The 26,339-nt window shown below is 64.6% G+C and carries 27 protein-coding genes; 14 read left to right on the top strand and 13 right to left on the bottom strand.

Features of this window, described 5'->3' with window-relative positions; genetic code table 11:
- Positions 1–96: 96 nt before the first annotated feature.
- Positions 97–963, top strand: coding sequence for a ribosome biogenesis GTPase YlqF (ylqF, locus tag SynA1544_RS13600; RefSeq protein ID WP_186514168.1), 867 nt, complete (start codon positions 97–99; stop codon positions 961–963).
- On the top strand, positions 960–1,967 hold the full coding sequence (locus SynA1544_RS13595) for an RluA family pseudouridine synthase (RefSeq protein WP_186514166.1): 1,008 nt from the start codon (positions 960–962) through the stop codon (positions 1,965–1,967). Before ylqF ends, SynA1544_RS13595 begins: the two co-directional genes overlap by 4 nt.
- 234 nt (positions 1,968–2,201) lie before the next feature.
- On the opposite strand, the gene SynA1544_RS13590 is transcribed toward SynA1544_RS13595, so the two are convergent.
- Entirely contained in the window at positions 2,202–3,842 is a 1,641-nt protein-coding gene (locus tag SynA1544_RS13590; RefSeq protein ID WP_186514164.1) for an ABC transporter ATP-binding protein, read from the bottom strand.
- A 20-nt stretch (positions 3,843–3,862) separates the two neighbouring features.
- Between SynA1544_RS13590 and SynA1544_RS13585 the strand changes: the two genes are divergently transcribed.
- Positions 3,863–6,196, top strand: coding sequence for a bifunctional (p)ppGpp synthetase/guanosine-3',5'-bis(diphosphate) 3'-pyrophosphohydrolase (locus tag SynA1544_RS13585; RefSeq protein WP_186515592.1), 2,334 nt, complete (start codon positions 3,863–3,865; stop codon positions 6,194–6,196).
- Here SynA1544_RS13585 and SynA1544_RS13580 read toward each other — a convergent pair.
- Entirely contained in the window at positions 6,193–6,666 is a 474-nt protein-coding gene (locus SynA1544_RS13580; protein ID WP_186514162.1) for a DUF2062 domain-containing protein, read from the bottom strand. The genes SynA1544_RS13585 and SynA1544_RS13580 overlap by 4 nt on opposite strands.
- Positions 6,667–6,720: 54 nt before the next feature.
- Here SynA1544_RS13580 and mnmE point away from each other — a divergent pair, with 54 nt between their 5' ends.
- From mnmE to argS, 3 genes are read left to right on the top strand one after another with little or no spacing between them, the layout of a single operon-like run.
- Positions 6,721–8,073 (top strand): tRNA uridine-5-carboxymethylaminomethyl(34) synthesis GTPase MnmE, encoded by a 1,353-nt coding sequence (gene mnmE, locus SynA1544_RS13575; RefSeq protein ID WP_186514160.1) that lies wholly within the window; start codon positions 6,721–6,723, stop codon positions 8,071–8,073.
- 23 nt (positions 8,074–8,096) lie between these two features.
- Entirely contained in the window at positions 8,097–8,936 is an 840-nt protein-coding gene (gene nadC / locus SynA1544_RS13570) for a carboxylating nicotinate-nucleotide diphosphorylase (RefSeq protein ID WP_186514158.1), read from the top strand.
- A gap of 43 nt (positions 8,937–8,979) precedes the next feature.
- Entirely contained in the window at positions 8,980–10,752 is a 1,773-nt protein-coding gene (gene argS / locus SynA1544_RS13565; protein ID WP_186514156.1) for an arginine--tRNA ligase, read from the top strand.
- On the opposite strand, the gene SynA1544_RS13560 is transcribed toward argS, so the two are convergent.
- Positions 10,753–11,760, bottom strand: coding sequence for a hypothetical protein (locus tag SynA1544_RS13560; RefSeq protein WP_186514155.1), 1,008 nt, complete (start codon positions 11,758–11,760; stop codon positions 10,753–10,755).
- A 286-nt stretch (positions 11,761–12,046) separates the two neighbouring features.
- Between SynA1544_RS13560 and SynA1544_RS13555 the strand changes: the two genes are divergently transcribed.
- Positions 12,047–13,153 (top strand): histidinol-phosphate transaminase, encoded by a 1,107-nt coding sequence (locus tag SynA1544_RS13555; RefSeq protein WP_186514153.1) that lies wholly within the window; start codon positions 12,047–12,049, stop codon positions 13,151–13,153.
- Positions 13,150–14,133, top strand: coding sequence for an asparaginase (locus tag SynA1544_RS13550; protein WP_186514152.1), 984 nt, complete (start codon positions 13,150–13,152; stop codon positions 14,131–14,133). Before SynA1544_RS13555 ends, SynA1544_RS13550 begins: the two co-directional genes overlap by 4 nt.
- On the opposite strand, the gene SynA1544_RS13545 is transcribed toward SynA1544_RS13550, so the two are convergent.
- The 6 genes from SynA1544_RS13545 to prfB form a co-directional block, all read right to left on the bottom strand.
- On the bottom strand, positions 14,117–14,839 hold the full coding sequence (locus SynA1544_RS13545) for an MBL fold metallo-hydrolase (RefSeq protein WP_186514151.1): 723 nt from the start codon (positions 14,837–14,839) through the stop codon (positions 14,117–14,119). The genes SynA1544_RS13550 and SynA1544_RS13545 overlap by 17 nt on opposite strands.
- A 35-nt stretch (positions 14,840–14,874) precedes the next feature.
- The gene (locus tag SynA1544_RS13540; RefSeq protein WP_186514150.1) at positions 14,875–15,468 is read right to left on the bottom strand and encodes an aminodeoxychorismate/anthranilate synthase component II; all 594 of its coding nucleotides are present in this window, start codon (positions 15,466–15,468) and stop codon (positions 14,875–14,877) included.
- 14 nt (positions 15,469–15,482) lie between these two features.
- Positions 15,483–15,890, bottom strand: a complete 408-nt coding sequence (locus SynA1544_RS13535) for a diacylglycerol kinase family protein (RefSeq protein ID WP_255477807.1) — start codon at positions 15,888–15,890, stop codon at positions 15,483–15,485.
- A 104-nt stretch (positions 15,891–15,994) separates the two neighbouring features.
- Positions 15,995–16,513, bottom strand: a complete 519-nt coding sequence (gene ybeY, locus SynA1544_RS13530) for an rRNA maturation RNase YbeY (protein ID WP_186514148.1) — start codon at positions 16,511–16,513, stop codon at positions 15,995–15,997.
- Positions 16,514–16,515: 2 nt separating this feature from the next.
- The gene (locus SynA1544_RS13525; protein WP_006851191.1) at positions 16,516–16,698 is read right to left on the bottom strand and encodes a DUF3285 domain-containing protein; all 183 of its coding nucleotides are present in this window, start codon (positions 16,696–16,698) and stop codon (positions 16,516–16,518) included.
- Positions 16,685–17,813 (bottom strand): peptide chain release factor 2 gene (gene prfB / locus SynA1544_RS13520; RefSeq protein ID WP_222930159.1). Its coding sequence is split into 2 segments (ribosomal slippage): positions 16,685–17,737 and positions 17,739–17,813, totalling 1,128 coding nucleotides; the frame shifts between segments, so codons are not numbered across the junction. The genes SynA1544_RS13525 and prfB overlap by 14 nt, the downstream gene beginning before the upstream one ends.
- Before the next feature lie 77 nt (positions 17,814–17,890).
- Here prfB and grxC point away from each other — a divergent pair.
- Together grxC and gshB are read left to right on the top strand one after the other, a co-directional pair.
- Positions 17,891–18,148: a glutaredoxin 3 gene (grxC, locus tag SynA1544_RS13515; protein ID WP_038552616.1), complete on the top strand. Its 258-nt coding sequence runs from the start codon at positions 17,891–17,893 to the stop codon at positions 18,146–18,148.
- A 3-nt stretch (positions 18,149–18,151) separates the two neighbouring features.
- Positions 18,152–19,075 carry a glutathione synthase gene (gshB, locus tag SynA1544_RS13510; RefSeq protein ID WP_186514147.1) on the top strand — a complete coding sequence of 308 codons (924 nt, stop codon included), beginning with the start codon at positions 18,152–18,154 and terminating at the stop codon, positions 19,073–19,075.
- Here gshB and SynA1544_RS13505 read toward each other — a convergent pair.
- Positions 19,042–20,448, bottom strand: coding sequence for an isochorismate synthase MenF (locus SynA1544_RS13505; RefSeq protein WP_186514146.1), 1,407 nt, complete (start codon positions 20,446–20,448; stop codon positions 19,042–19,044). The genes gshB and SynA1544_RS13505 overlap by 34 nt on opposite strands.
- A gap of 70 nt (positions 20,449–20,518) precedes the next feature.
- On the opposite strand from SynA1544_RS13505, the gene menA reads away from it, so the two are divergent.
- The 3 genes from menA to SynA1544_RS13490 are packed head-to-tail and all read left to right on the top strand — an operon-like array spanning position 20,519 to position 23,591.
- A complete protein-coding gene (menA, locus tag SynA1544_RS13500; protein WP_186515590.1) occupies positions 20,519–21,463 on the top strand; it encodes a 2-carboxy-1,4-naphthoquinone phytyltransferase in 945 nt (314 codons plus the stop codon).
- A complete protein-coding gene (gene menC, locus SynA1544_RS13495) occupies positions 21,460–22,428 on the top strand; it encodes an o-succinylbenzoate synthase (RefSeq protein WP_186514145.1) in 969 nt (322 codons plus the stop codon). Before menA ends, menC begins: the two co-directional genes overlap by 4 nt.
- A complete protein-coding gene (locus SynA1544_RS13490; RefSeq protein WP_186514144.1) occupies positions 22,425–23,591 on the top strand; it encodes an AMP-binding protein in 1,167 nt (388 codons plus the stop codon). Before menC ends, SynA1544_RS13490 begins: the two co-directional genes overlap by 4 nt.
- On the opposite strand, the gene SynA1544_RS13485 is transcribed toward SynA1544_RS13490, so the two are convergent.
- Positions 23,562–24,011 carry a thioesterase family protein gene (locus SynA1544_RS13485; protein ID WP_186514143.1) on the bottom strand — a complete coding sequence of 150 codons (450 nt, stop codon included), beginning with the start codon at positions 24,009–24,011 and terminating at the stop codon, positions 23,562–23,564. The genes SynA1544_RS13490 and SynA1544_RS13485 overlap by 30 nt on opposite strands.
- Before the next feature lie 59 nt (positions 24,012–24,070).
- On the opposite strand from SynA1544_RS13485, the gene SynA1544_RS13480 reads away from it, so the two are divergent.
- Positions 24,071–24,748 carry a hypothetical protein gene (locus tag SynA1544_RS13480; protein WP_186514142.1) on the top strand — a complete coding sequence of 226 codons (678 nt, stop codon included), beginning with the start codon at positions 24,071–24,073 and terminating at the stop codon, positions 24,746–24,748.
- A 3-nt stretch (positions 24,749–24,751) separates the two neighbouring features.
- Here the strand turns inward: SynA1544_RS13480 and SynA1544_RS13475 are convergent, their stop codons facing one another.
- Together SynA1544_RS13475 and SynA1544_RS13470 are read right to left on the bottom strand one after the other, a co-directional pair.
- Positions 24,752–25,093 (bottom strand): DUF2752 domain-containing protein, encoded by a 342-nt coding sequence (locus SynA1544_RS13475; protein ID WP_370594074.1) that lies wholly within the window; start codon positions 25,091–25,093, stop codon positions 24,752–24,754.
- 45 nt (positions 25,094–25,138) lie between these two features.
- Positions 25,139–26,323 (bottom strand): NAD(P)H-quinone oxidoreductase subunit H, encoded by a 1,185-nt coding sequence (locus SynA1544_RS13470; protein ID WP_186514140.1) that lies wholly within the window; start codon positions 26,321–26,323, stop codon positions 25,139–25,141.
- Positions 26,324–26,339 lie beyond the last annotated feature (16 nt).

Here is a 26,339-nt window from a genome sequence, read left to right as displayed (position 1 = left end):
AAACGGGGTGAGATTAACCCGTGTGAATGGCAATCACGCCAGCGCGTTCAAAGTGAATCTGTTCCGCCTGGCTGTCTGTTCTGTGCTTTTGCCTTTGTGAGCACCCCAACGATCCAGTGGTATCCCGGTCACATCGCCAAGGCGGAGCAGCAGCTCAAGCGCCATCTCGACAAGGTGGATCTGGTGATTGAGGTGCGTGATGCCCGCATCCCTCTGGCCACGGGCCACCCCCATCTGAACCGATGGTTGAAGGGCAAGCAACATCTTTTGGTGATCAACCGGCGCGACATGGTCACTGCGGCGGCGAAGGAGGCCTGGGAGGCCTGGTTCAAGGCCCAGGGGCAGAGAACGGTCTGGTGTGATGCCAAGGCCGGCACCGGCGTGAAGCAGGTGCAGCAGGCTGCGATCCGAGCCGGGGATCAGCTCAACGAACGCCGCCGCAACCGGGGCATGCGGCCCAGGCCCGTGCGGGCGCTCACCCTGGGCTTTCCCAACGTGGGCAAGTCGGCCCTGATCAATCGTCTGGTGCGGCAGAAGGTGGTGGCCAGTGCCCGGCGGGCCGGCGTGACGCGAACCCTGCGCTGGGTGCGTCTGGGGCAAGACCTCGATCTCCTGGATGCCCCTGGCGTGCTGCCCCCTCGGCTTGACGACCAGCAGGCGGCCCTGCGGCTCGCCTTGTGCGACGACATCGGCCAGGCCGCCTACGACGGTGAGCTGGTGGCCCAGGCCTTCCTGCAGTTGCTGCTGGATGTGGAATCGCAGGCTGCCGCTGGGGTGACGATTCCTCTGCTGCAGGAGCGTTACGGCATCCCCCTGAGCGGTGAAACGGCAGACCCCGCCCTCTGGTTGGATGCTGCAGCTGCCCGCCACACCTCCGGTGAGACGGCGCGCATGGCCCAGCGGCTTCTGGATGATTTCCGCAAGTCGGCCCTCGGCAGCATCGCCCTGGAGCTGCCGGCATGAGTCCGCAGTGGAAACGTCCTCCGTTGCCGGAGGAGAGCTTCACGGATCGGTTTGGTGAAGGGGAGGGAGAGCTACTGACGCTGGCCTATCCCAAGCCGTTGCCGATGCGGCTGGACCGTTGGTTGGTGAGCCAGCGCAAGGAGCAGAGCCGGGCTCGGATTCAGAAGTTCATCGACGCGGGCTACGTGCGCGTCAACGGCAAGACCGGCAAGGCCAAAACCCCCCTGCGCCAGGGCGATGAGGTGCAGCTCTGGATGCCGCCGCCGGAACCCCTGCCTTACCTCAAGCCGGAGCCGATGGATCTGGATGTGCTGTTTGAGGACGACCATCTGATCGTGCTCAACAAGCCAGCCGGACTCACGGTGCATCCGGCGCCGGGCAACAAGGACGGCACCCTGGTGAATGGCCTGCTGCATCACTGCCCGGACCTGCCCGGTATCAGCGGCAAGCTGCGGCCGGGGATCGTGCACCGTCTTGATAAAGACACCACCGGTTGCATCGTGATCGCCAAGAGCCAGGAGGCGCTGGTGCGGCTGCAGGTGCAGATCCAGAAACGGATCGCCTCCCGTGAATACTTCGCCGTCGTCCATGGCGTGCCCGGCGGCGACTCGGGCACCATCGTCGGCGCCATTGGCCGTCATCCGGCGGATCGCAAGAAGTACGCGGTGGTGAGCAGCGAAAACGGCCGGTACGCCTGCACCCACTGGACCCTGGTGGAGCGTCTCGGCGACTACTCCCTGCTGCGCTTCAAGCTCGACACCGGGCGGACCCATCAGATCCGTGTTCACTGCGCCCACATGAATCACCCCGTGGTGGGGGACCCCACCTACAGCCGCTGCCGCAAATTGCCGATCGAGCTGCCGGGCCAGGCCCTGCATGCCGTGCAGTTGGGGCTGGATCATCCGATCACCCGAGAGCGGATGGTGTTTGAAGCACCCCTGCCAACGGTGATGGAGAAGTTGCTGGGGGTGTTGCGGCGGCGCGCTTCCTCCAATTCCAATTGATGAGATGCAGCGCCGGTGGAGCGAGCAAGTCTGGTTACAGGATCTCTGGGGAGCTGGACAAGTGCTGAATCCGCCTTTTGATGGCGAAAAATCCACGTGCCCATCGATGGTCATACGGGTGTGTTGCCGCAGAACTTGGGTTTCCGCGCTGATTCGTTCCGTGCGTCGCGAGGTGCTTCCCCCATCCCTCCGCCGGCGCCTGATTGTGGTTGATCTTCCGAAGACCGCCTGAGCTCAACGCGGAAGCCTTGGACAAGCCTCCACGAGGATCCGGCTGATCGGCGCCTGAGGTGCACTGAAGATCCGGTCCCCTGGCCCCTCTTCCACCACTTTTCCTTGGTCCAGCACCATCACCCGGTGGCAGAAACCACTGGCCACCGAGAGGTCGTGGGTGATGAACACGATCGCCAGCCCCAGCTCCTGCTGCAGCTCCCGCAGCAGCGCCAGCACATCCGCCTGCACCTCCGCATCAAGCATGCTGACGCTCTCATCGCAGATCAGCACCTTGGGCTTCAAGGCCAGGGCCCGGGCGATGGCCACCCGCTGCTGCTGGCCGCCGGAGAGCTGCTTCGGCAGGCGATCTTGAAACTGCTCGGCCGGGCTGAGGCCGACCCCTTCCAGCAGGCGGCGGGCTTCCTCCCGCGCTGTCGCTTTGGAGCAGAGGCCATGAATCAGCAACGGATCGGCGATGGCATCGGCCACCTGCAGGGCGGGATTGAGGCAGGCCAGAGGATCCTGAAACACCATCTGGAGGCCCCGCCGAGCTGCTCGCAGCGCCTCTCCACGCAGGCTCAGCATGTCATGGCCGAGCAGGTCGACCCGGCCGCCGCGGATGGGATTGAGCCCCATCAAGGCCCGGCAGAGGGTGCTTTTGCCACAGCCGGAGGCCCCCACCACCCCCAGGCTTTCGCCGGCCCTGAGCTCGAAACTCACGCCATCCACCGCCTTCAGCCAGAGGGGTGCCCAAGGTGCTCCACCCACAGCATGCCAGCAGCGCATCTCCTCCACCCGCAGCACCCTGTTGTTGTCGGGACGTGCCGGTGAGCGTCCGCCTTCCCGGGCCCGGGCGGAGGCCACCAGCCGTTGCCCCACCGGCGACCGCGGCCGGGTGAGCAATTGATGGCTGGGGCCGTCCTCCACCTTGCGTCCGCCGTCGAGCATGGCCATGCGCTCGCACCAGCGGGCGGCCATGGCCAGGTCGTGGCTGATCAGCAGCAGGGCGCTGCCCAGTTCCTGGCAGAGGCCGCTGAGTTCGGCCATCACTTGTCCGGCTACCGCCACATCCAGGCTGGTGGTGGGTTCGTCGGCGATCAGCAGCGGTGGTTCCAGGGCAATCGCCAGGGCGATGGCCAGGCGCTGTCGCATCCCACCACTGAGCTCATGGGGGTAGGCGCGGAAGCGGTTGGCCCCAATGCCCACCCGTTCCAGCAGTTCGTGGGCCCGTTCCTGGTGAGCCGCGGCGCTGGTGTGAGGCCGGTGGGCCCTGAGGGTGTCGATCAGATGACCGCCCACGCTCATCAGCGGATTCATCCGCGTCATCGGGTCCTGGAACACCAGCCCGACGGCTTCGCCCCGCAGCTGCCGCAACTGCGGTCGCCTCAGCTGGCGTGGATCCTGGCCGGTCAAGGCCAGCCGTCCTTCGCAGACCGTTCCCTGGGGCAGCAGCTGCATCACGGCCCGCGCCACTGTGCTTTTGCCGCAGCCTGAAGATCCCACCAAGGCAAGGGTCTCTCCCGGCTCGAGGCTCAAATCCAGCCCATCCAGCGTCCAGTGTTCACTGCCGGGGTAGCGCAACCGCAGCTGTTCGAGTTCCAGAACAGGCCGGCCCATGAACAGTGCGGCTGGAGCGACAGGGGGTCCTGCACTGAATACCATGGATTGACCCGATGGGTCGGATGCTCAACGCTGCCTCCACACCCAAAGAGCCCCGAACCAGCACGGGTTCGGCCAAGGTGCGCTGCGCGTTGCCCGAAGTACGGCGCCATCCCGTCCGTCATCCGGACGATTACGGCATCGCTCTGCCTGAGTGGTTGCGGGAGTGCATCGCCAATGTGCCGCCCGGCATTGGCCAGAGCTGCCCCACCGATGCCGAGGCCTTGCTGGTGTCGGCCTTCGATTTCGGCTTCCAGCTCCATGAAGGCCAGTTCAGGGCCAGTGGAGACCCTTACATCGTCCATCCGGTGGCGGTGGCTGATCTGTTGCGGGACATCGGCGCCAGCGCTCCGGTGATCGCCGCGGGCTTCCTCCACGACGTGGTCGAAGACACCGACGTCACCCCCGATCAGATCGAGCTGCACTTCGGTTCCGAGGTGCGTGAATTGGTGGAGGGGGTCACCAAGCTCGGCGGCATCCACTTCAACGACCGCACGGAAGCTCAGGCAGAGAACCTGCGCCGGATGTTCCTGGCGATGGCCAGTGACATCCGTGTGGTGTTGGTGAAGCTTGCGGATCGCTTGCACAACATGCGCACCCTGGGTGCGTTGAAGGAGGAGAAGCGTCAGCGGATTGCCCGCGAAACCCGCGAGATCTATGCCCCCCTCGCCAACCGGCTCGGTATCGGCCGCTTCAAGTGGGAGCTGGAGGATCTGGCCTTCAAATTGCTGGAACCTGAGGCGTTCCGGGAGATTCAGGAGGAGGTGGCCACCAAGCGCAGTGAGCGGGAGCAGCGACTCGGCGTCACGGTGGGTCTTTTGAACGAACGGCTGGAACGGGCCGGCCTAGAGCACTGCGAGGTGAGTGGTCGTCCCAAACATCTGTTTGGCATCTGGAGCAAGATGCAGCGCCAGCAGAAGGAGTTCCACGAGATCTACGACGTGGCGGCGTTGCGGATCCTCACCCCCAATGTCGAGAGCTGCTTCCGCGCCCTCGCGGTGGTTCACGACACCTTCCGTCCGATTCCCGGTCGCTTCAAGGACTACATCGGGTTGCCGAAACCCAACGGGTACCAATCCCTGCACACCGCCGTGATCGGTCGCCATCGCCCGATCGAAGTGCAGATCCGCACGCTGGAGATGCACCATGTGGCCGAATTCGGGATTGCGGCCCACTGGAAATACAAGGAAGGCGGCTCACCGGCCAGCAGCAGCAGTGATGCCGAGCGGTTCAACTGGCTGCGGCAGCTGGTGGATTGGCAACAGGAAGGCGGCAACGACGATCACAACGACTACCTCTCTTCGATCAAGGAAGACCTCTTCGACGAAGAGGTGTTTGTGTTCACCCCAAAGGGTGATGTGCTCGGTTTGCGCAAGGGGGCAACCGCCGTCGACTTCGCCTATCTCATCCACTCCGAGGTGGGCAATCACTGCCATGGCGTTCGCATCAACGATCGGCTCTGCCCTTTGGCAACACCGCTGCAGAACGGTGATTTCGTTCAGGTGCTCACCAGCAAAACGGCCCATCCCAGCCTCGATTGGCTGAACTTCGTTGCCACGCCGACGGCCCGCAACCGCATTCGCCAGTGGTACAAGCGCAGCCACCGTGACGAAACGATTGAACGGGGCAAGGATCTGCTGGAGCGGGAGCTGGGCCGTGATGGCTTCGATGCCCTGCTCAACAGTGAGGCGATGCAGCGGGTGGCGCAGCGCTGCAATGTGCCCACCACCGAAGACCTGCTGGCTTCACTGGGGTTCGGAGACGTCACGCTGCAGCAGGCGCTCAACCGTTTGCGGGAGGAGATGCGTTTGCTGGCGGAACAGCAGCAGGCCCCACCCAGCAACGAAGACGTGGCCGCGGCGCTGCTGCCATCGCGGGATCTGGCGCCGAACCGTTCCGGAGGTGAAGGGGCGATCCTGGGGCTGGAGGGCTTGGACTATCGCCTCGGTGGCTGCTGCAGTCCGTTGCCGGGCGAGTTGATCGTGGGCACGGTGGCCCTCGGCAATCACGGCATCACCATTCATCGGCAGGACTGCTCCAACGTGGAGACAATCCCGCGGGAACGGCGGCTCCCCGTGCGTTGGAACACCGCCCATGCCGAACAGGAGAAACAGCGCTTCCCAGTGCAGTTACGGATCGAAGTGATTGATCGCGTTGGCATCCTCAAAGACATCTTGCTGCGTCTCTCCGATGGGGCCATCAACGTCAGTGATGCCCGGGTGACCACTGCCGCGGGCAAGCCGGCCCGCATTGATCTGCGGGTTGAGCTGGAAGGTGCCGATCAGCTCAGCCGCACCATGGACCAGATCCGCTCGATGGCGGATGTGATCGGGATTGCCCGGGTGGGCACGAGCTAGCTGCTTCGGCTCATCACGGCACGGGCTTCACGTCGCAGAAACAGGCGGTAGGCCATCCAGCCGCTCACCAGCGCCAACACCATTCCGACAACGGTGGAGCCGAGCAGGATGCGCTGGCTGAACTCCCAACCCTGGGCCCACAGGCTGCTGCGATTGAGCTCCGAAAGGTTGATCCCGCCTTGGCCTGGGCCCAGCAGCCGACAGCCCACCAGATAGTTGAACCAGTAGAGGGGCAGATAGGTGAGGGGATTGCTCACCAGGGTTCCTGCGGCGGCGAGCAGGTGGTTGCCACGCACCACGCTGGCCACACCCACGCTGAGGAAGATCTGCAGCCCGAAGAAGGGGTAGCAGCCGCAGAACACGCCAGCGGCGAGGCCACGGGCCCGTTGGCCTGGGGTGCCTTCCTGTCTCCACAACCAGAGGACCCCGCGGCGCATCCGGATGCGACTGAGGCGCAGCAACCGGCGCATGAACCCAGCAGAAATCGGCCGGATCCTAGGTATGGATCACCAGCGGCGACTGCTGTGCCCAGCACCGACACGATTGCGGCCGTGGCCACCGCCGTGGCCCCAGGGCAGGGCGGGATCGCCGTGATTCGTCTCTCCGGGCCGGCTGCGGAAGCGACGGGGCGCAGCGTGGTGCACTGCCCGGGCCGGCAGGAGTGGGGATCGCACAGGGTGGTGTACGGCCATGTGATGAATGGCGAGGGCCGTCGTCTCGATGAGGTGCTGCTGCTGCTGATGCGCGGGCCCCGTAGCTTCACCGGTGAGGACGTGGTGGAGATCCACTGCCATGGCGGGGTGATCGCCGTGCAGCGGGTGCTCGAACAGGTGCTGCGGCAGCCGGGAGTGCGGCGGGCCCAGCCGGGCGAGTTCAGCCAGCGGGCCGTGCTCAACGGCCGGCTCGATCTCACCCGTGCCGAGGCGGTGAGTGAGCTGGTGGCGGCCCGCAGCCGCCGGGCGGCCGAGTTGGCCATGGCGGGCCTCGATGGCGGCATTCAGGCCCAGATCACGGCGCTGCGGGAACGGCTGCTCGATCAGCTCACCGAACTGGAGGCTCGGGTGGATTTCGAGGAGGATCTGCCCCCCCTCGATGGCGTGGCCTTGCTGCAGCAGCTACAAGCCGTGCGTCTGGAGCTTCAGCAGTTGGTGCGCGATGGCGAGCGGGGCGATGCCCTGCGCCAGGGCCTGCGCGTGGCCCTGGTGGGTCGCCCCAACGTGGGAAAAAGTTCCCTGCTCAATCGGCTCAGCCGCCGTGAGCGGGCGATCGTGACCGATCTGCCGGGCACCACCAGAGATCTGCTGGAGAGCGAGATCGTGCTGGAAGGGGTGCCGATCACCCTGCTCGACACTGCCGGCATCCGCAGCACCGATGACGCGGTGGAGCAGCTGGGGATTGCCCGCAGCGAGGAAGCTCTGGCCACGGCGGATGTGGTGCTGTTGGTGCTCGACGGCCATGCGGGCTGGACCGCTGAAGACGCCGCCTTGCTGGCGCGCATTCCCGAGCAGATCCCCAGGATCCTGGTGGCCAACAAAGCGGATCTCCCTGCGGGGGCGTTCCCCCAGCCGGTGGACGTTCAGTTGTCGGCCTTGAAGGGCACGGGGGAAGCGGACCTGGTGCAGGCCCTGCTGGAGCGTTGTGGTGCTGCAGGAACCGAAGGGGTGCTGTTGGCGTTGAACCAACGCCAACGTGATCTGGCCGCCCGAGCCGCTGAAGCCCTGGCCCGCAGCCAGGAGGTGGCGGCCCAGCAGCTGCCCTGGGACTTCTGGACGATCGATCTGCGGGAGGCGATCCGCGCGCTGGGGGAGATCACCGGGGAAGAACTCACCGAAGCGGTGCTGGATCGGGTGTTTTCGCGCTTCTGCATCGGAAAATAGGTTCAGCGGACGTCTGGAACGGTTTGGACTGGCAATCCCCGGCACTCACCGCTGCCTTGGAGGCCTGGCTGGCGGAAGACATCGGCCGCGGCGATCTGACGGCCCCTGCGCTGAAGGGCCAGCAGGGTCAGGCCCATTGGATGGCCAAACAGCCCGGCCGCTTCTGTGGTGGCCCGTTGGTGCAGCGCTTGTTCCAGCGGCTGGATCCCGGGGTGAGCGTCCGTTTGCTGCGGCAGGACGGCGACGCCGTCGAGGCCGGGGACTGCCTGCTGGAGCTGCAGGGTCCGGCCACGGCCTTGGTGGCGGGGGAACGCACCGCCTTGAACCTGGCCATGCGGCTTTCGGGCATCGCCACCGCCACCGCTGCATTGGTGGCCCAGCTTGAGGGCACCGGTGTGCGCCTGGCCGACACCCGCAAGACCACCCCTGGGCTTCGCCTGCTGGAGAAATACGCGGTGCGCTGCGGCGGCGGCACCAACCACCGCATGGGGCTGGATGACGCAGCCATGCTCAAGGAGAACCACATCGCCTGGGCGGGGGGCATCACGGCGGCCATCGACGCCGTGCGCGCCCAGGCCCCTTGGCCCACGGCCGTGATTGTGGAAGCGGAGACGGAGGCCCAGGCGCTGGAGGCGGTGCAGGCGGGCGCCAATGGGGTGCTGCTCGATGAGTTCAGCCCCGAGCAGCTCAGGCAACTGGTGCCGCGTCTGCGCGACAGCAGCATCGGTGGGGTGGTGCTGGAGGCCTCGGGCATCCAGCCGGAGCAGTTGCCGGCCTACGCCGCCACGGGTATCGATCTGATCTCCACCAGTGCGCCCGTCACCCGCAGCCGCTGGCTGGACCTGAGCATGCGTTTCACCTGAAGAGGGATGATCAGAGCCGGATTCCCCCGGCCACGCACTGCCCATGCTCAGCCTGTCCCAGTCCCTGGATGCCCAGCTGCGGGCGGCGATGCAACGGGCTTTCCCGGAAGCTGATGCGGGGCTGGATCCCCAGTTGGCTCCCGCCAGCAAGCCGGAATTCGGCGACTTCCAGGCCAACGGTGCGCTGCCCTTGGCCAAGCCCTTGAAGCAGGCCCCCCGGCAGATCGCCACGGCGATCGTGGAACAGCTGCAGGCCGATCCCGCCTTCACCGACCTCTGCCTGGAGCCGCAGATCGCCGGGCCTGGTTTCATCAACCTCACGATTCGCCCGGAGCGGCTGGCGGCGGAGGTGTCGGCACGGTTGGGGGACGAGCGGCTCGGCGTGCCGGCGGTCAGCAACGCGGCACCGGTGGTGGTGGATTTTTCCAGCCCCAACATCGCCAAGGAGATGCATGTGGGGCATCTGCGCTCCACGATCATTGGCGACTCGCTGGCGCGGGTGCTGGAGTTCCGCGGTCATCCGGTGCTGCGCCTCAATCACGTGGGCGACTGGGGTACCCAGTTCGGCATGTTGATTACGCATCTCAAGCAGGTGGCGCCGGAAGCGCTGGAGACCGCCGATGCGGTGGATCTGGGAGACCTCGTGGCCTTCTACCGCGAGGCCAAGAAGCGCTTCGATGACGATGAAGCTTTCCAGTCCACCTCCCGCGACGAGGTGGTGAAGCTGCAGGGGGGCGATCCGGTGTCGCTCAAGGCTTGGGGCCTGCTCTGCGACCAGTCGCGGCGCGAGTTCCAGAAGATCTACGACCGGCTCGACATCCGCCTGAGCGAACGCGGCGAGTCGTTTTACAACCCCTTCTTGCCGGCGGTGATTGATGGCTTGAAGGACGCAGAGCTGCTGGTCACTGATGACGGTGCCCAGTGCGTGTTCCTGGAGGGTGTGCAGGGCAAGGACGGCAAGCCCCTGCCGGTGATCGTGCAGAAGAGCGATGGCGGCTTCAACTACGCCACCACTGATCTGGCGGCGATCCGCTATCGCTTTGGTGCGGCTCCGGAAGGGGATGGTGCCCGCCGCGTGGTGTACGTCACCGATGCCGGCCAGGCGAACCATTTCGCCGGGGTGTTCCAGGTGGCCGAACGGGCCGGCTGGATCCCGGACGGTGCGCGGCTCGAGCACGTGCCCTTTGGCCTGGTGCAGGGGGAGGACGGCAAGAAGCTCAAGACCCGTGCGGGAGACACCGTGCGTCTGCGGGATCTGCTCGATGAAGCCGTCGAGCGCGCCGAAACCGATCTGCGTTCACGCCTGAAGGAGGAGGAGCGCAGCGAGTCGGAGCAGTTCGTCCAGCATGTGGCGGGCACCGTGGGTTTGGCGGCGGTGAAATACGCCGACCTCAGCCAGAACCGGATCACCAATTACCAGTTCTCCTTCGATCGGATGCTGGCGCTGCAGGGCAACACGGCGCCCTATCTGCTCTACGCCGTGGTGCGCATCGCCGGCATCGCCCGCAAGGGGGGAGACCTTGCGGCCACCAATGCCCAACTGAACTTCAGCGAGCCCCAGGAGTGGGCCCTGGTGCGGGAGCTGCTCAAGTTCGATGCCGTGATCGCTGAGGTGGAGGAGGAGCTGCTGCCCAACCGCTTGTGCAGCTATCTGTTCGAGCTCAGCCAGGTGTTCAACCGTTTCTACGACCAGGTGCCGGTGCTCAAGGCCGATCCTGAAGCGCTGGCATCCCGCCTGGCCCTCTGCCGTTTGACGGCCGACACCCTCAGACTGGGGCTGGGACTGCTGGGCATCGCCACCCTGGATCGCATGTAATTAAGTCTTCGACTCAATCAGCTTCATGCATGCTTGAGCGAGCTCGGCATTCATCGCTTGGTAAGTCTCGATAAGGATTTCGGGATCGTGTTGGCGCTTTATTTGTTCGGTTTTTACCAAGTGTCGGATAATCGATTTGGTGAGGATTTCTCTTGGCTCGAAGGATGCGGTAGGTAAATCGTATTTTTCGCAGAATTTCTTATTTGAATTCCAAAAAAATGAGTCTATGTAGCATTCGAGTTGCGTTTCGAAGGTGGTTTTATTTTTGCTTTTGGTCGTCAAGGCTTGCGAAATGGCTGCTAGCTCTTTGTTTTTTTTGTGAGGTTCTACAAGTTTGATTTCATTGAGGAGCTGAAAGTTGCTGACAGCCTCTACTAATGTTTGGTTGAATTGTGGATTGGCCTGAATCTCTTGTTGATTCTTTCTTGAATTTATTGGTTGAAGGTCGGCTTTCAAGTGAAAGTCCTTTACTAAAGAATTGGGGCTGGCTGCTTTTGGTATGGGTATGACGCCGCACTTGATGGTGGCATTGGTGTTTTTTATCAATTCATCAAGGCGGCTGTATCTTTTGTGCCAATTGAGAATTAAATCGCCTGAAAGTTGTCTTGTGCTTCGAAAATCTGTAAGTGCGCCTGCAATTAAGTATCGTTCGAGGCTGGTAAACAAGGTGGGATTGATCCCGTGTTCTTCGAGGCAGTTGTAGGATTCAAGAAGTCTTTCTCTTGATCTGAAGATCCATTGGTTGAAAGAAGACTTAATGTGTTCGGACTGTCTTCGCGAGTAGCCAATAATGATTATTTCTTGAAAATATTGCTCGAGTTTTTTGGAAATCGTGGATACCGCTCTTGGTTTTTGAAATAGGTATTCGTGGCTGAGGATTAAGGTTTGATGGCTTGAGGCCCTGTTTTTGACCCGATTGGTTTCTGGACTTTCTTCGGGAAAATCATTAATTTTGCTTGCTTTTCCTATCCAATTCGCATTTAATTGAAGGAAAGATGCGCTTTGCAAGGAATAATCTCGCTCATTGGATTTGAAGTGTTCTTGTATGCTTGATGACCCGCATTTTCCAGGACCAACGTGAATTATTAGCTTTCTCATGGTTGCTTTTGTTCCGAAATATTTGGTTGCTTTGACTGGTGACCGTGTCTGGTTGTGGTTTTGACCTGCGTGGCAGTCACGGATCTCAATTGACTATTTTAGGCAGGCTTGCCCTGGACTTCTTTTCTGGGCCATTGCCGCTGAATGGTTTCAACCTTTATGCGCCTCGAGGCCTGCACGCTTCAATGGTCTACTGATGTCTCTTGACAAATCTCCAGCTCCGCCCTCTGCCCGCGTCGCCGTCGAGCAGCTCAAGGCCTACAGCGCGCCGTTGGAGGGCCGCCGCCAGATGCTGCGGCTGGATTTCAACGAGAACACGATTGGCCCCAGCCCCTTGGTGGCCCAGGCCTTGCGCAACTTCAGCACCGAAGAAATTGCCGTGTATCCGGAGTACGACGGCCTGCGGGAAGCGGTGCTCCAGAACCTGGAGGAAACCGGCTGCCGGCCTGGATTGAAGCCGGATCAGGTGGGCTTGTTCAACGGTGTGGATGCCGCCATTCATGCGGTGTTTCAGGCCTATGGCGATGCCGGTGAGACGTTGCTGACCACAGCGCCCACCTTCGGGTACTACACCCCCTGCGCCGGGATGCAGGGCATGACGATCGAGGCGATCCCCTACGAAGGGGAGAAGTTCGACTTCCCGTTGTCGGCCATTCAGGAGGCATTGGCGGCTCGAGCGCCGAGGTTGCTGTTGATCTGCAACCCCAACAACCCCACCGGCACGCGCTTGCCAGCCGATCAGGTGGTCGCCTTGGCGGCCTCAGCCCCGGGCACCTTGGTGGTGGTGGATGAGCTCTATGAGGCCTTCACCGGAGACAGCGTGCTGCCGAGCGCAGATTTCACGGCCACACCGAATCTGCTGGTGTTCCGCTCTCTGGCCAAAACGGCCGGTCTGGCGGGGCTGCGCATCGGCTTTGCCATCGGCCACGCCGATGTGGTCGATCGGGTCAGCCGCGTCACGGGGCCCTACGACGTCAACAGCGTGGCCGTGGCCGCGGCGTTCGCTGCCTTGGCCGATCAGTCCTACGTGGATGCCTATGTGGCCGAGGTGCTGCGGGCTCGCGACTGGACCCTGCAGGCGTTGCGGGACGCGGGGGTTCGGCACCACTGTGATGGCGGCAACTATCTGCTGATCTGGCCCCAGCGCCCGGTGGCAGAGGTGGATGCAACGTTGCGCGAGGCGGGAATCCTGGTGCGTTCGATGGCGGGCAAGCCCCTGATTGATGGCTGCTTCCGGGTGAGTATCGGCACCACCAGCCAGATGCAGCGCTTCATGGAGGCGTTCCTCCCCCTGGAGCAATGAACCGCCTGCTGCTGCTGGCCACCGGCGGCACCATTGCCGGCTGTGCAGAGAACAGCGCAACGCTGAACAACTACACCGCGGGTGTGCTCGGGGGTGATGCCCTGCTTGCGGCGGTGCCGCAGCTGCAGGAGCTGGCGGCGATTTCGGTGGAGCAGGTGGCCAATGTCGACAGCGCTGATCTGCTGTTTGCCCATTGGCGCGCGCTGGTGGGGCGCATTCGTGCTGCCTTTGCGGCAGACCCCGAGCTGGCTGGGGTGGTGATCACCCATGGCACCAACACGCTGGAGGAAACCGCCTGGTTGCTGCAGCTGTTGATCGATGATCCCCGGCCTGTGGTGCTGGTGGGTGCGATGCGGCCGGCCACGGCCCTCAGTGCCGATGGGCCGTTGAATTTGTTGCAAGCGGTGCAGGTGGCCTTGAGCCCCGAAGCCCGCGGTCAGGGCGTGCTGGTGGTGATGGATGGCCAGATCCATGCCGCCCAGTGGGTCACCAAGCTGGCCACCCAGGGGGTGGGGGCGTTCGCCAGTCCCGGACGCGGGCCGTTGGGCTGGGTGGACGATGTTGGGGTTCATCTGCCAACGGCGAGCGGATCTCGGCAAGTGCCCTTTGCTGATCTCGCTTTACCGGAGCATTGGCCCCAGGTGCCGATCATCTTCGGGTGTGTGGAGCCCGAGCCGCTCCTGCTCAGCGCCTGTCTCAATGCCGGTGTTGCGGGCCTGGTGTTCACTGGCACGGGTGCTGGCCAGTTGTCGGTTGGCGAATGTCGGGTGTTGGAGGCGTGGGCTGGACCGCGGCCGTTGATGCTGCGGGCCAACCGTTGCGGGTCGGGGCCCGTCCACCACCATTCCAAGGATCAACGGCTCGGATTGCTGCCCGCCGGCAGCCTCAATGCCCAGAAAGCCCGGGTTTTGTTGATGTTGGCTGTGCTGGCGGGTTGGGACAGAGATCAGCTGAATGTGCTGATCACTGCATCACTGTGATCACGGTGGTGTCGTCGAGGTTGCCCGGCAGAGTTTGGGTCCGGCCCACTTGGCGCACTGAGGTGCTGCCCATCGCATCGAGGAAGGGCTGCACACCTTCTTGATCACAGCTTTCAGGTGCGTCGCCATTGACGTACTGCACCGGAATCACGCGCTTGGGGTTCAACTGATTCACCACCGCCGCGGCTTCTTCGGCGTTGTAGATCTTGCTGCCGCCGCCAACGCCGATGATCAGCACATCGGGGTTGCCCAACAGCACCCGGTCGGCAGCCGTGAGCTCTCCAGCGGTGGCACCGAGATGGGCAAAGCTGAGCCCCCCCTGCTGCCAGCGCCACAGGGTGGCGTTGCCAAAGCGGCGTCCGCCCACGCGGTCGTGGGGATTGGCAAAGCCCTCGAGGCTCAGGCCGCCGATGCGATACGACCCGGGCTGGGCGAGAAAGCGGCCGCCGGCCACGTCGCGGGCTCCTTCATCGGAGAGTTCGGAATTGGCCAGAACAACACCGGCCGTTAGCCGGGGTTCAGGAAGCCCTGCAGCGCAACCCACGGCCTTGTAGGGGTTGAGCAGCACCGACTGGCCGCCCCCCTGGATCAGCAATGCCCGTTGCCCGTAGCTGCTGATCGACACCCCAGCGCCCGCTAAGGCCGACGACGTGAGGCTGAGTGCCAGGCCTGCAGCGGCGGTCACAGCGGAACGCAGGACGGACATGGGAGGGGTTGAACGTCTTTCGGACGCTAACAGCGTTATCCCTCAGCTTCCCGCAGGAAATTGGCCAGCAGTTGGTGGCCTTGATCGGTGAGCACGCTTTCGGGGTGGAACTGCACCCCCTGCAGGTGCTGATGCTCCTGGTGCCGCAGGCCCATGATGGTGCCGTCCTCGAGCCAGGCGGTCACCTCGAGGCAGTCCGGCAGGGTGTCGCGTTCGGCGATCAGGGAGTGGTAGCGGGTGGCCGTCAGCGGTTGGGGCAGTCCAGCGAACACGCCCTCGCCCTTGTGCAGCACGGGGGAGGTTTTCCCGTGCATCTGCTGCTGGGCGCGCACCACCCGGCCGCCGTACACCTGGGCGATGGCCTGATGGCCCAGGCACACCCCCAGGGTGGGCACCGTTGCGGAAAGCTCTTTGAGGATGTCGAGGCAGACGCCCGATTGATCCGGGTCGCCGGGGCCTGGAGAGAGCAGGATCGCGTCGGGCTTCAGGGCACGGATTTGCTCGAGGCTGATGGCGTCGTTGCGATGCACCTGCAGATCGGCTGCCACCGGATGCTGAGCCGCGAGCTCACCGAAGTACTGCACCAGGTTGAAGGTGAAGCTGTCGTAGTTGTCGATGACCAGCAGCATCTGCGAATCGGGAGTCAGAGCCCCAGGCGGAGCAGGAGCGGCGGGAGCAGGAGAAACAGAGCGATCAGCAAGGAGCTGATGGCGGCCGTCAGCACGGCGGCAGCAGCACAGTCTTTGGCGATGCGGGCCAAGGGGTGATAGCGCCGGCCAATGGCCAGATCCACCACCGCTTCCATGGCTGTGTTCAGCAGCTCTAACACCAGAACGGCAGCCACCGTAAGCACCAGCACGGCCAGGCGGATCAGATCCAGTTGCAGCCAAGTGGCCAGCCCAAACACCACCAGCCCCGTCACCACGTGGATGCGGAAGTTGCGCTGGGTGAGGAAGGCGTAGCCGAGGCCCTGGGCGGCATAGCGAAAGCTCGCCGGCAGATCGCCGGCGATGCGCCAGCTGCCCCGTCGTCGCATGGCGTTGGGCACCATGGCCACCTCCTCCGAAGCTGCGTCTGCGGATGGTGTCCGGGGCGATTCGGTGGTCATCGGAACGGAACTCTTACTCCGCAGGTCATGTGCCCGCTTCTCGAAGACTACCCGGGTTGTCCAGACCACCCATCCCCAAGTAGCCTTTCCTGCAGGGCGAGCATTGCGGCAAGGCTGTTGTCATCGGGATGGTCCCAGCCCAGCAGGTGCAGCAGGCCATGGCTCACCAGCCAGCGCAGTTCCCGCTCGAGGCTGTGGCCCTGCTCCTGGGCCTGACGCCGGGCGGTCTCCAGGGAAACCACGATGTCTCCCAGTTCGATGCTGGGGCCCTCCATCCAGTCGCCGGGGTCGTCGAGGGCGGCAAACGACAACACATCCGTTGGGCCTGTTTTCTGGCGCCAGGCGCTGTTCAACTCGGCAATGCTGGCGTCATCGGTGAAGCGCAGTCCCAGGCTTAGCTCCTGCGCTGAGCGCACCAGGCTCGGGCAGTCCAGGCTCGAATCCCCGCATAGGCAGCTCAGCCAATGGTCCAACTGCTGGAGCCAGACCGTCTCATCGAGCAGGTCGGACCTGTCGGAGGCTTGCAGTGTCACCCCCTCCCGATCCAGTGCGAGGTCGAGCTCCATGCCTAACCCGGCAGGGTCGGACGCCCCAGCCAAGCCACGAGGGTGATGAAGCCGAGGAATCCCATGGCGGTGAGGCCGAAGTGAAACAGGCTCTTGCTGCCCTTGCGCACCATGTTGCGCATGGCCTGTTTGACGAAGCTCGGCGGTGGGGTGCTCTCGCTGGCCATGGGATCAGGAATCGGCATCGGCGCCGGGACTGTCGACACCCTGGCGCAAAGAGGCGTTGATGAACGGGTCGAGGGCCCCATCCATCACCGCTTGCACATCGTTGGTTTCTTCGTTGGTGCGCAGGTCTTTCACCATTTGGTACGGCTGAAACACGTAGTTGCGGATCTGGTTGCCCCAGGCCGCTTCCACAATGTCGCCACGGATGTCGGCGATTTCGGCCGCCCGTTGCTCCTGGGCGATCACCAGCAGCTTGGCCATCAGCAACGCCATCGCTTTCTCCTTGTTCTGGAGCTGGGAGCGCTCCTGGGTGCAGCGCACAAATAGACCGGTTGGGATGTGCAGAATCCGCACAGCCGTTTCCACCTTGTTCACGTTCTGGCCACCCGCGCCGCCCGAGCGGCTGGTGGTGATCTCCAGGTCCTTTTCAGGGATATCGAGCTTGACCTCCTCCTCGATCTTGGGCATCACCTCCACACCGGCAAAGCTGGTCTGGCGCTTGTCGTTGGCGTTGAACGGTGAGATGCGCACCAGGCGATGGGTGCCCTTTTCGTTGCGCAGGTAGCCGTAGGCGTAGCGCCCTTCGATCTCGATCGTGCAGCTCTTGATCCCGGCTTCCTCCCCTTCGGAGAGTTCATCCACGGTCACCTTCATGCCGTGGTCTTCCGCCCAGCGGGTGTACATGCGCAGCAGCATCTGGGCCCAGTCCTGGGCGTCTGTTCCGCCGGCCCCCGCATTGATGCTGAGCACGGCACCCTCTTTGTCGTATTCGCCGCTGAGCAGGCGCTCCAGTTCCCAGCGGTCCAGCCCCTGACGCAACTGGTTCAGCCCGTTCTGAGCTTCTTGGAGCAGATCCTCATCGGGCTCCAGTTCGTAGAGCTCAAGGGTGGCCTGGGCGTCATCGACCGCACCGCGCCATCCGGCGAGCTGAGACAGCTGGGCCTTCACCTCATCCAGACGCCGCATCTGCTTCTGGGCGTTCTGCTGGTCATCCCAGAAATCGGGCTGGGCCGCGAGTTGTTCGAGATCCTGTTGCCTTGCGTTCAGTGCAGGGACGTCAAAGACAGTCCTGGGCATGGCCCAGGCGGTCAGTGAGCTCGGAGAGGTCGCGTTTGAAGTCGGTGAGATCCAGCAAGGACTCGGTCCTGATCAGCCTCTGACGCTATCAGCGCAGTTGCTGCATAGGATCCGACCACTGGCATCACCAACGCAATGGCCAAGGTTGAGATCTACACCTGGCGCACCTGCCCGTTCTGCGTCCGCGCCAAGGGGCTCCTGGACCGCAAGGGCGTGAGCTACACCGAACACAGCGTGGATGGGGATGAGCCCGCTCGGGATGCCATGGCGGCCCGGGGTGATGGTCGCCGCAGTGTTCCGCAGGTGTACATCGATGACCGCCACATCGGCGGTTGCGATGACCTCCACGCTCTGGATCGTGCCGGTGAGCTTGATGCGCTGCTGAAGGCCTGATCAATGCGCCAGCTGTTCGTTCTGGATCCGCTGGGGCAGATCAATCCAGCCAAGGATTCCTCCGCTGCACTGATGCAGGCCGCCCATCGCGCCGGCGATGAGGTGTGGGCCTGCACGCCCTCCGATCTGATTGCGCGGGGCGATGAACCCCTCGCGATTGCCTTGCCGGTGACGCCGGAACCCTGGATCACGGTTGGGGTGGCGGAGCGTCAGGCCCTGGCTGGATTTGACGTGATCTGGATGCGCAAGGACCCGCCGGTGGATGAGGCGTATCTCTATGCCACCCATCTGCTGGAGGTGGCGGAGCGGGCTGGGGTGCGGGTGCTCAATCGCCCCAGTGCGCTGCGCAGCTGGAACGAAAAGCTGGGGGCCTTGCGCTTCAGCCGTTGGATGGCCCCCACACTGGTGGCAGGGCGGGTGTCCGAACTGCTGTTGTTTGCCCAGGAGCAGCAGGAGATCGTGCTCAAACCCCTGGGGGGGCGTGCCGGCCTGGGGGTGATTCGGGTCAACGGCCAGGCGCCGGGCTTGAAGGCCCTGCTGGAACTGGTGACGGAGCAGGGACGCCTGCCGGTGATGGCCCAGGCCTTTCTGCCGTCCGTAAGCGAGGGGGACAAGCGCATCCTGCTGGTGGATGGCGATCCCCTGGGGGCGATCAACCGTCGCCCGTCAGCCGGAGAATTCCGCAGCAATCTGGCCGTGGGCGGCCAGGCGGAAGCCACGGAACTCACCGAGCGGGAACGTCAGATCTGCGCTGCTCTGGCCCCGGCGCTGCGGGCGGAGGGATTGTTCTTCGTCGGCATCGACGTGATCGGCGGCATGCTCAGCGAAATCAACGTCACCAGCCCCACGGGGGTGCGGGAAGTGGAGCGGTTGATGAACCAGCCTCTGGCGGATCAGACGATCGAGCGGTTGCGCGCGCTGGTCTGAAGTTCCAGCTGGTCGGCCAGCACCGCCAGCTTCAACCCCACTTCCTGCAGCTCGCGCTCGGCAACGGACCCCCGCACCAGGCCGGCGCCGGCGGTGAGGTCCAGCTCGCAGCCGCGGGCATGGCCGCAGCGGATCGCCACCCGCAGTTCCGCATCACCGGCGCTGTCGATCCAACCGATGGGAGCCGCATAACTGCCCCGTTCAAACGGTTCGAGGGTTCGCAACCAGGCCATTGCGTCGCGGCGCGGCAACCCGGCAACGGCGGGGGTGGGGTGCAGCTGTTCGGCCAGCGCCAGCACGGGCTGACCATGGGTTTCCGCTGTGATCGGGGTGTGCAGGTGGGTGAGGTTGCCGTGGCGGGCCAGTTGGGGTTGGCGGCGGCGGCGGGGGGTCAACCCGTTGCGGCGCAGTTGGTCGGTGATGGTTTCCACCACCAGTTCGTGTTCGCGGCGGTCTTTATCGGAGCGCAGCAGCTGCGCCCCGGAATCTCCCTGCCCCGCCGTGCCGGCCAGGGCATCACTGCGCAGCCATCCGGCGCGCAGGCTGAGCAGCCGTTCCGGTGAGGCACCGAAGAAGGCATCCCCGGCATGGCGCTGCCAGAGGAAGCGGCAGCTGCCGGCCTGTTGCCGCCGCAGCCGTTTCAACAGCGGCAGGGGGTCGAAGCTGTCGGCCAGAACGATGCGGTGCCGCACCGCCAGCACCAGTTTGTGCAGCTCGCCGCTGTTGACCAGATCAATGCCGCGGGTGAGGGCTGTGGCGTAGCGCTGCCGCCAGGTTTCCGGTTCTGACGCCGCCACCAGCGCCTGGGGCGTGAGCCGGGTTGGCGTGGCCGGCGTCTTGAGCAGCTGTTCGTGCTTGAGCCAGAGCTGTTCCGCCAGCTCGCGGCAGTCCGCTGCACTGCTCACGACCCCATTCAGCCGCAGCCAGCCCCGGCGTCCCTGACGGCTGAGCTGCCAACGGGGCAGCACCGCCTGCACCGATGGCACCACCGCTTCACTGCGGCGGCGCTCACTCACCTGATCGAAGAAGCGGAAGCGCAGCAGCACCCGAGGCCGCGCATGGGCTGGGCTGTCCGGTGCTGTGTCGTGCAGCCGGCTCAGGCAGAGGTCGGCGAAGCGCTGGGCCTGCTCAAAGCGACGGCTGCCCGCCAGCTCCAGTTCCTGGCAGGGCCCTGCAGCGGCCAGGCAGAGCCCCGGGGCGCTGTCCCACAGCACCTGCAGGCTTTCCTGTTCCGCCAGCTGCGGCAAGGCCAGAAGCGGATCGATCCCTTCGATCGGCAGGGCCAGGCTGAGCAGCGCTTCATCGCCGTCACAGGCCAACCAACCCCGCTGGGCAGCGGAGAGGAGGGTGCTGAAACAACAATCAGCCGACATCCGCGGCGTTTCCGGCCAGGGTTACTGCTCAAATGTATGGGTCTTCGCCCTGCGGGAACGGGTTCTGTTCATGTCTGAGCCGCAGGCTGTCGCATCCCGTTACGCCGATCGGCGCCGTTTGTGGAAGGCAGCGATCAAGTGGCCGATGTATTCCGTTGCCGTGATGCCTGTGCTGCTGGCGGCTGGATGGCAGTTCGGGGTGGCGGGCTCGCTGCGATGGCTGCAGCTGGGAGGCTTTGTGTTGGCGGCCATCCTGCTGTTGCTTTGGGAAAACCTCAGCAACGATGTTTTTGATGCGGCCACGGGTGTGGATGCCACCGGTAAGCCCCATTCCGTGGTGAACCTCACCGGCCGCCGGGACCGTGTCGCCCAGGGGGCGACTGCTGCGCTGGTGCTGGGCTTGCTGGTGATGGCCGGGTTGGCCTGGAGCAGCAGCGGGGCCGTGCTGGCCCTGGTGTTGGTCTGCTGCGGCCTGGGTTATGTGTACCAGGGCCCTCCGTTCCGCCTGGGCTACCGCGGCCTGGGTGAGCCCCTGTGCTGGCTGGCCTTTGGACCGTTTGCCACCGCAGCGGCCCTCGTGGTGCTGCAGCCCCGGGGGGCAGCATCGATTCCTTGGGGCACGGCCTGGATTTTGGGGGCAGGTCCTGCCCTGGCGACCACCCTGGTGTTGTTCTGCTCCCACTTCCATCAGGTGGAGGAGGACGCTGCCCATGGCAAACGCTCGCCGGTGGTGCGTCTGGGCACGGCCCGGGCGGCAGCCTTGGTGCCCTGGTTCGTGGCCTTGACGCTGGCGTTGGAGTGGGTGCCCGTGCTGCATGGGGACTGGCCTCCGACGGTGTTGTTGAGCGCTCTCGGCCTTCCTGCCGGTGTGCAGCTGATGCGTCTGCTCCAGCGCCACCACGACAGGCCGGAGCTGATCAGCGGCAGCAAGTTTCTGGCCCTGCGCTTCCAGGGCTGGAATGGTCTGGGGCTGAGTGCGGGCCTGGCTCTGGCGCGCGTCTGGACCGGCGGATGACGCTCCGGCTGCAGCGTCGCCGCTTCCGCTTTGCCCTGCTGCAGCCGCTGCGCACGGCAGCCGGCGAGCTGCGGGAGCGCTGTGGCTGGTTGCTGCGGTTGGATGACGATCAGGGGGCCGTGGGCTGGGGCGAAGTGGCTCCGCTGCAGCCGCAGCAGTTCATGGCCTGTGAGCAGGCTCTCGCTGCGCTGCCGCACGAGCTTCCTCAGGCTCAGTTGGAGGCTGTGTTGCGGGAGGCCCCAGGGCCGGTGGGGTTTGGTGTTGGTGCGGCGCTGGCGGAGCTGCAGGGTGTGGTGGGCGCTGCTTCGCCCCAGGGCTGGCTGAAGGCTCCTGCCCCGGCGCTGTTGTTACCGGCTGCCGAGGCGATGCCTGCGGCCCTGGAGGCTGCTGCGGCATCGATGGGTGGCCTGGAGAGCTGCACCTTCAAGTGGAAGGTGGCCACGGCGCCGGGTGGCCTGGAGTGTCAGCTGCTCGAGCAGCTGCTCCAGTGGCTGCCGCCCACGGCCCGCTTGCGCCTGGATGCCAACGGCGGCTGGGACCGCAGCACGGCCCAGGCCTGGATGCAGCGGTTGCGCGATGACCCGCGTCTGGACTGGTTGGAGCAGCCGCTGGCGGTGGAAGATCAAGCCGGTCTGGAGCAGTTGGCGGCGCTGGGGCCGGTGGCCCTCGATGAATCCCTCCACCAGCAGCCTGAGCTGCGGCGCAGTTGGAGCGGCTGGCAGGTGCGGCGGCCTGCGCTGGAGGGCGATCCCCGCCTGCTGTTGCGGGAACTGAAGGCGGGGGTGCCCCAACGGATGTTGAGCACCGCGTTCGAAACCGGCATCGGCCGGCGTTGGCTCGAGCATCTGGCCGGGCTTCAGGCCCAGGGACCCACGCCGGCGGCTCCAGGCTTGGCCCCAGGCTGGACGCCATCGGGGCCGCTGTTCTCCAACGATCCAGAGCAGGTATGGGCCGCGGCGGCATGAGCGAGCTCGAGCGGCTGGAGCAGGGGCTGGCGGCCGGGCAGTGGGTGCCCCTGTCGCCTGAGGCGGAAGCGGCCCCAATCGATCAGCTGCCGCCGGGCCCGGGAGTGGTGGTGCGCAGCGGTGGCAGCAGGGGCGGCAGCCGTTGCTGCGCCCAGCCCTCGCTGCATCTGGACCGTTCGGCCGCTGCTTCAGCCCAGTGGTTGATGGGGATCGGTCTTGACCCCGCGTCCACCCTGCTGCTCAATCCACTGCCGCTGGCCCACGTGAGTGGTTTGATGCCCTGGTGGCGCGCCCGCTGCTGGGGCGCGGGGTATCAGCCACTGGCGCCGGGGTTGATGAAAACCCCCACTGAATTGCTGGCGTTTTGCCAGGCCCTGCCCGCCTGGGGGACGAACCCTGGCGTGCTGTCGTTGGTGCCCACGCAATTGGCGCGTCTGCTGGCCCATCCCGACGGGGTGGCCTTTCTGCAGCAGCTGCAGTTGATCTGGATCGGTGGTGCTGCTCTCTCGGCTCCGTTGGCGGATCAGGCGCGTGCCTTGAAGCTGCCGCTGGCGCCCTGTTTCGGGTCAACGGAGACGGCGGCGATGGTGGCGGCGTTGCCGCCGGCCCGCTTTCTGGCCGGCGAGCCGGGGTGTGGTGATCCGCTGGTCGATGTGGAGCTGCGTCTGGCCGCTGATGGGGCCCTGGAGCTGCGCACCGATCGTTTGGCCTTGGGCCGATGGCGGGCGGATCAGCCGGATCGCTGGGAACCGCTGACGGATGCCGATGGCTGGTGGCGCTCCGGGGATCGGGCCAGCTTGGCCCCAGGCCTTCAGATCGTGGGTCGTATCGATGGCGCCATTCATTCCGGCGGGGAAACCGTGTTCCCCGAGCAGCTGGAGGAGCGGTTGATGGCGGCGCTGCAGGCGGCATCGCTCCCGGTGAACGCTGTGCTCCTCCTTGGTGTGGACGATCCGGAGTGGGGGCAGCGGCTGGTGGCCCTGGTGGGCAGCTCTGACACTGCGGTGCTGCAGCGGCTTAAGGCCCTCACTCGGCCTTGGCCGCCTGCGGACACGCCACGGCGTTGGGTGTTGTGCCCCGACCTGGCCCCTTCGGCGCTGGGGAAATGGCAGCGCCAGCGCTGGCGGGAGTGGTTAGAGCGGCTGGATGCGGCCGAGGCTTGACGCTTCCAGCCAACGGTCCACGCCATCGGGCAGGGCACAGCGGCGCCGGGTGTTGGCGTCGATGGCGACATGGCGCAGGCAGCCACTGGCGACCAGCTGGTCGTCCAGCAGCACCTGGCTGCTTACCGCAAAACTGCTGGGATCGAGCCGTTCCGGTTCCAGGCGGATCAGCACCGTGTCGCCCATCTGCAACGGGGCGCGGAAATCGGCATGGCAATGCACGATCGGTAAGGCCACGCTTGGTTGTTCTCCGCGGCCGCTGGGGAAGACTGAACCCGCCGGTAGGCCAAAGCGTTCGAGGCTTTCCTCCCAGGCCTGGTGGCACCAGCCCAGCAGCTGCTGAAAGTGCACCACGCCGGCGGCGTCGGTGTCGCTGAAGCGCACGGTTCGGCTCAGCTCCAGCCAGGGGGCAGAGGTCATGGCGATGTGTTGTTCAAGCCGGTGCCGACTGTCACCCTGACAGAAATTCCGCCCGAATCATGGCTGCGCCAATCGCCTTCGAGCCTCCGTCCATTCAGAAGGCCTGGCAGGCCTTCCTGCAGCACATCCCGGTGGTGCTGGTGAGCTGGGTGGGCTCGATTGTGCTGTCGCTGCTGGCTGTTTTGGTGTACAGCCTGATCATCATTGTGGTGTCGGCGATCGTCGGCAGCAGTGATGCGGCGCTGGGGCTCGCAGCGGTGCTCGCCCAACTGGTTCAGTTGCCTGTCTCCATCCTGGCCAGCCTGTTGTCGGTGTTGCTGGTGGCTGTTCCTGCCCTCTATTACGAGCGCGGTGAGGTGGTGACCATTTCTGCGGCCGCTCAGTTGCTGAGAGGCCGATGGTGGCGTTACGTCCTGGCAGGGCTTTTCTTTTCGCTGGTCACCACCATTGGCTTTCTGCTTTGCATCCTTCCCGGCATTGCCGTGGCCTTGGTGACGCCGGTGTTCGTGAATCGCATCTTCGTGACCGACATGACCATCGGTGAAGCCTTTTCTCACTCGTTTCAGGTGGTTTACCGCTCGGAGAACGGCTTGAGCTTTGTGGGGCTTGAGGTGTTGACGGGCATCGTTGTGGGGCTACTGGCGTTGCTGACCTGTGGTCTGGGGGGCTTTGTGGTGATCCCCATGGCCAGCTTCTTCCTCCAGAACGTGGCCTACGAGCGCGGCCTGTTGCGCTAGCGCTCAGCCGCTGGGCCAGCTGTTGGTGCTCAGGCGCAGCAGCCAGTAGCTGATCAACGCTCCACCAACGACGGGAAGGGGCCAGAGGGGCAGGCCCTTGGGGATGATCCGCCGTTGCTGGAGGGCCAACACACTCCAAACCAACAGCCCCAGGGCGGCCATGGGGCCAAAAAGATGCCATTGCAATGATTGGCTCAGATCACCGCTGAGGGCTGCCGCCGTTGCGCGGGTGAGAAAGCAGGTGGGGCAGGGCACGCCCGTCAGGGTGCGCAGCGGGCAGCTCAGGCCGGGTAGTCCGGGATGCAGTCCCTTGAGCCATAAGGCGCCGGTCAGGGTCGCAGGCAACAGAAAGCCCGCACGTTGCAACCGCCGCAGGAAACGGTTCAGAGATCAGCGATCCACGGATCCCATGATCACGTCGATGGAACCGAGGATGGCCATGATGTCGGCCACCTTGTGTCCCTTGAGGATGTGGGGAAGGATCTGCAGATTGTTGCTGTCGGCAGCGCGGATCTTGAAACGCCAGGGGGTGACGTCGTTGTTGCCTTGGATGAACACACCGATCTCGCCTTTGCCTGATTCCAATCGCGTGTAGAGCTCTCCGTTCGGGATCTTGAAGGTGGGGGCCACCTTCTTGGCCACGTACTGGAAGTCGAAGCCAGCGACGTCGCTGCCCTTGCCTTCGTTGAGGCGCTTGGCCTCGAGGTTTTCGGTGGGGCCGCCGGGGATCATGTCGCAGGCCTGGCGCAGGATCTTCAGCGACTGGCGCATTTCTTCGATGCGCACGCGATAGCGGGCGTAGCAGTCGCCTTCCTTCTCCCAGGCCACCTGCCAGTCGAAGTCGTCGTAGCACTCGTAGTGATCCACCTTGCGCAGATCCCAGGGCACACCGGAGGCGCGCAGCATTGGGCCGGAGAGGCTCCAGTTGATGGCGTCCTGCTTCTCGATCGTTCCCAGGCCCTCAATCCGGCGTCGGAAGATCGGGTTGTTGGTGATCAGCTTTTCGTACTCATCGATCTTGGGGCCGAACCAGTCGCAGAAATCGCGGCACTTCTCCAGCCAGCCCCAGGGCAGATCAGCGGCGACGCCGCCGATGCGGAAATAGTTGTTGTTGATCAGCCGCTGGCCGGTGGCGGCTTCCCAGAGGTCGTAGATCATCTCCCGCTCGCGGAAGATGTAGAAGAACGGCGTCTGGGCTCCTACGTCCGCCAGGAAGGGTCCAAGCCAGAGCAGGTGGTTGGCGATGCGGTTGAGTTCCAGCATCAACACCCGGATGTAGCTGGCCCGCTTGGGCACCGGGATGTCCGCCAGTTTTTCCGGGGCGTTCACCACGATCGCCTCGTAGAACATCCCAGCCGCGTAGTCCATGCGGCTCACGTAGGGCACGAACATCACGTTCGTGCGGTTCTCGGCGATCTTCTCCATGCCGCGATGGAGGTAACCGATCACCGGTTCGCAGTCGACCACATCCTCACCATCGAGGGTGACCACGAGCCGCAGCACCCCGTGCATGGAGGGGTGGTGGGGCCCGAAGTTCACCACCATGGGCTCCGTGCGCGTTTCCAGCTGCGTCATGGGAGCGGTGGTCCGA

The organism is Synechococcus sp. A15-44 (genome assembly GCF_014280115.1).
Taxonomy (GTDB): domain Bacteria; phylum Cyanobacteriota; class Cyanobacteriia; order PCC-6307; family Cyanobiaceae; genus Parasynechococcus.
Note: the sequence above shows the minus strand (reverse complement) of the source record. Positions and strands in the feature narration are given on the sequence as shown.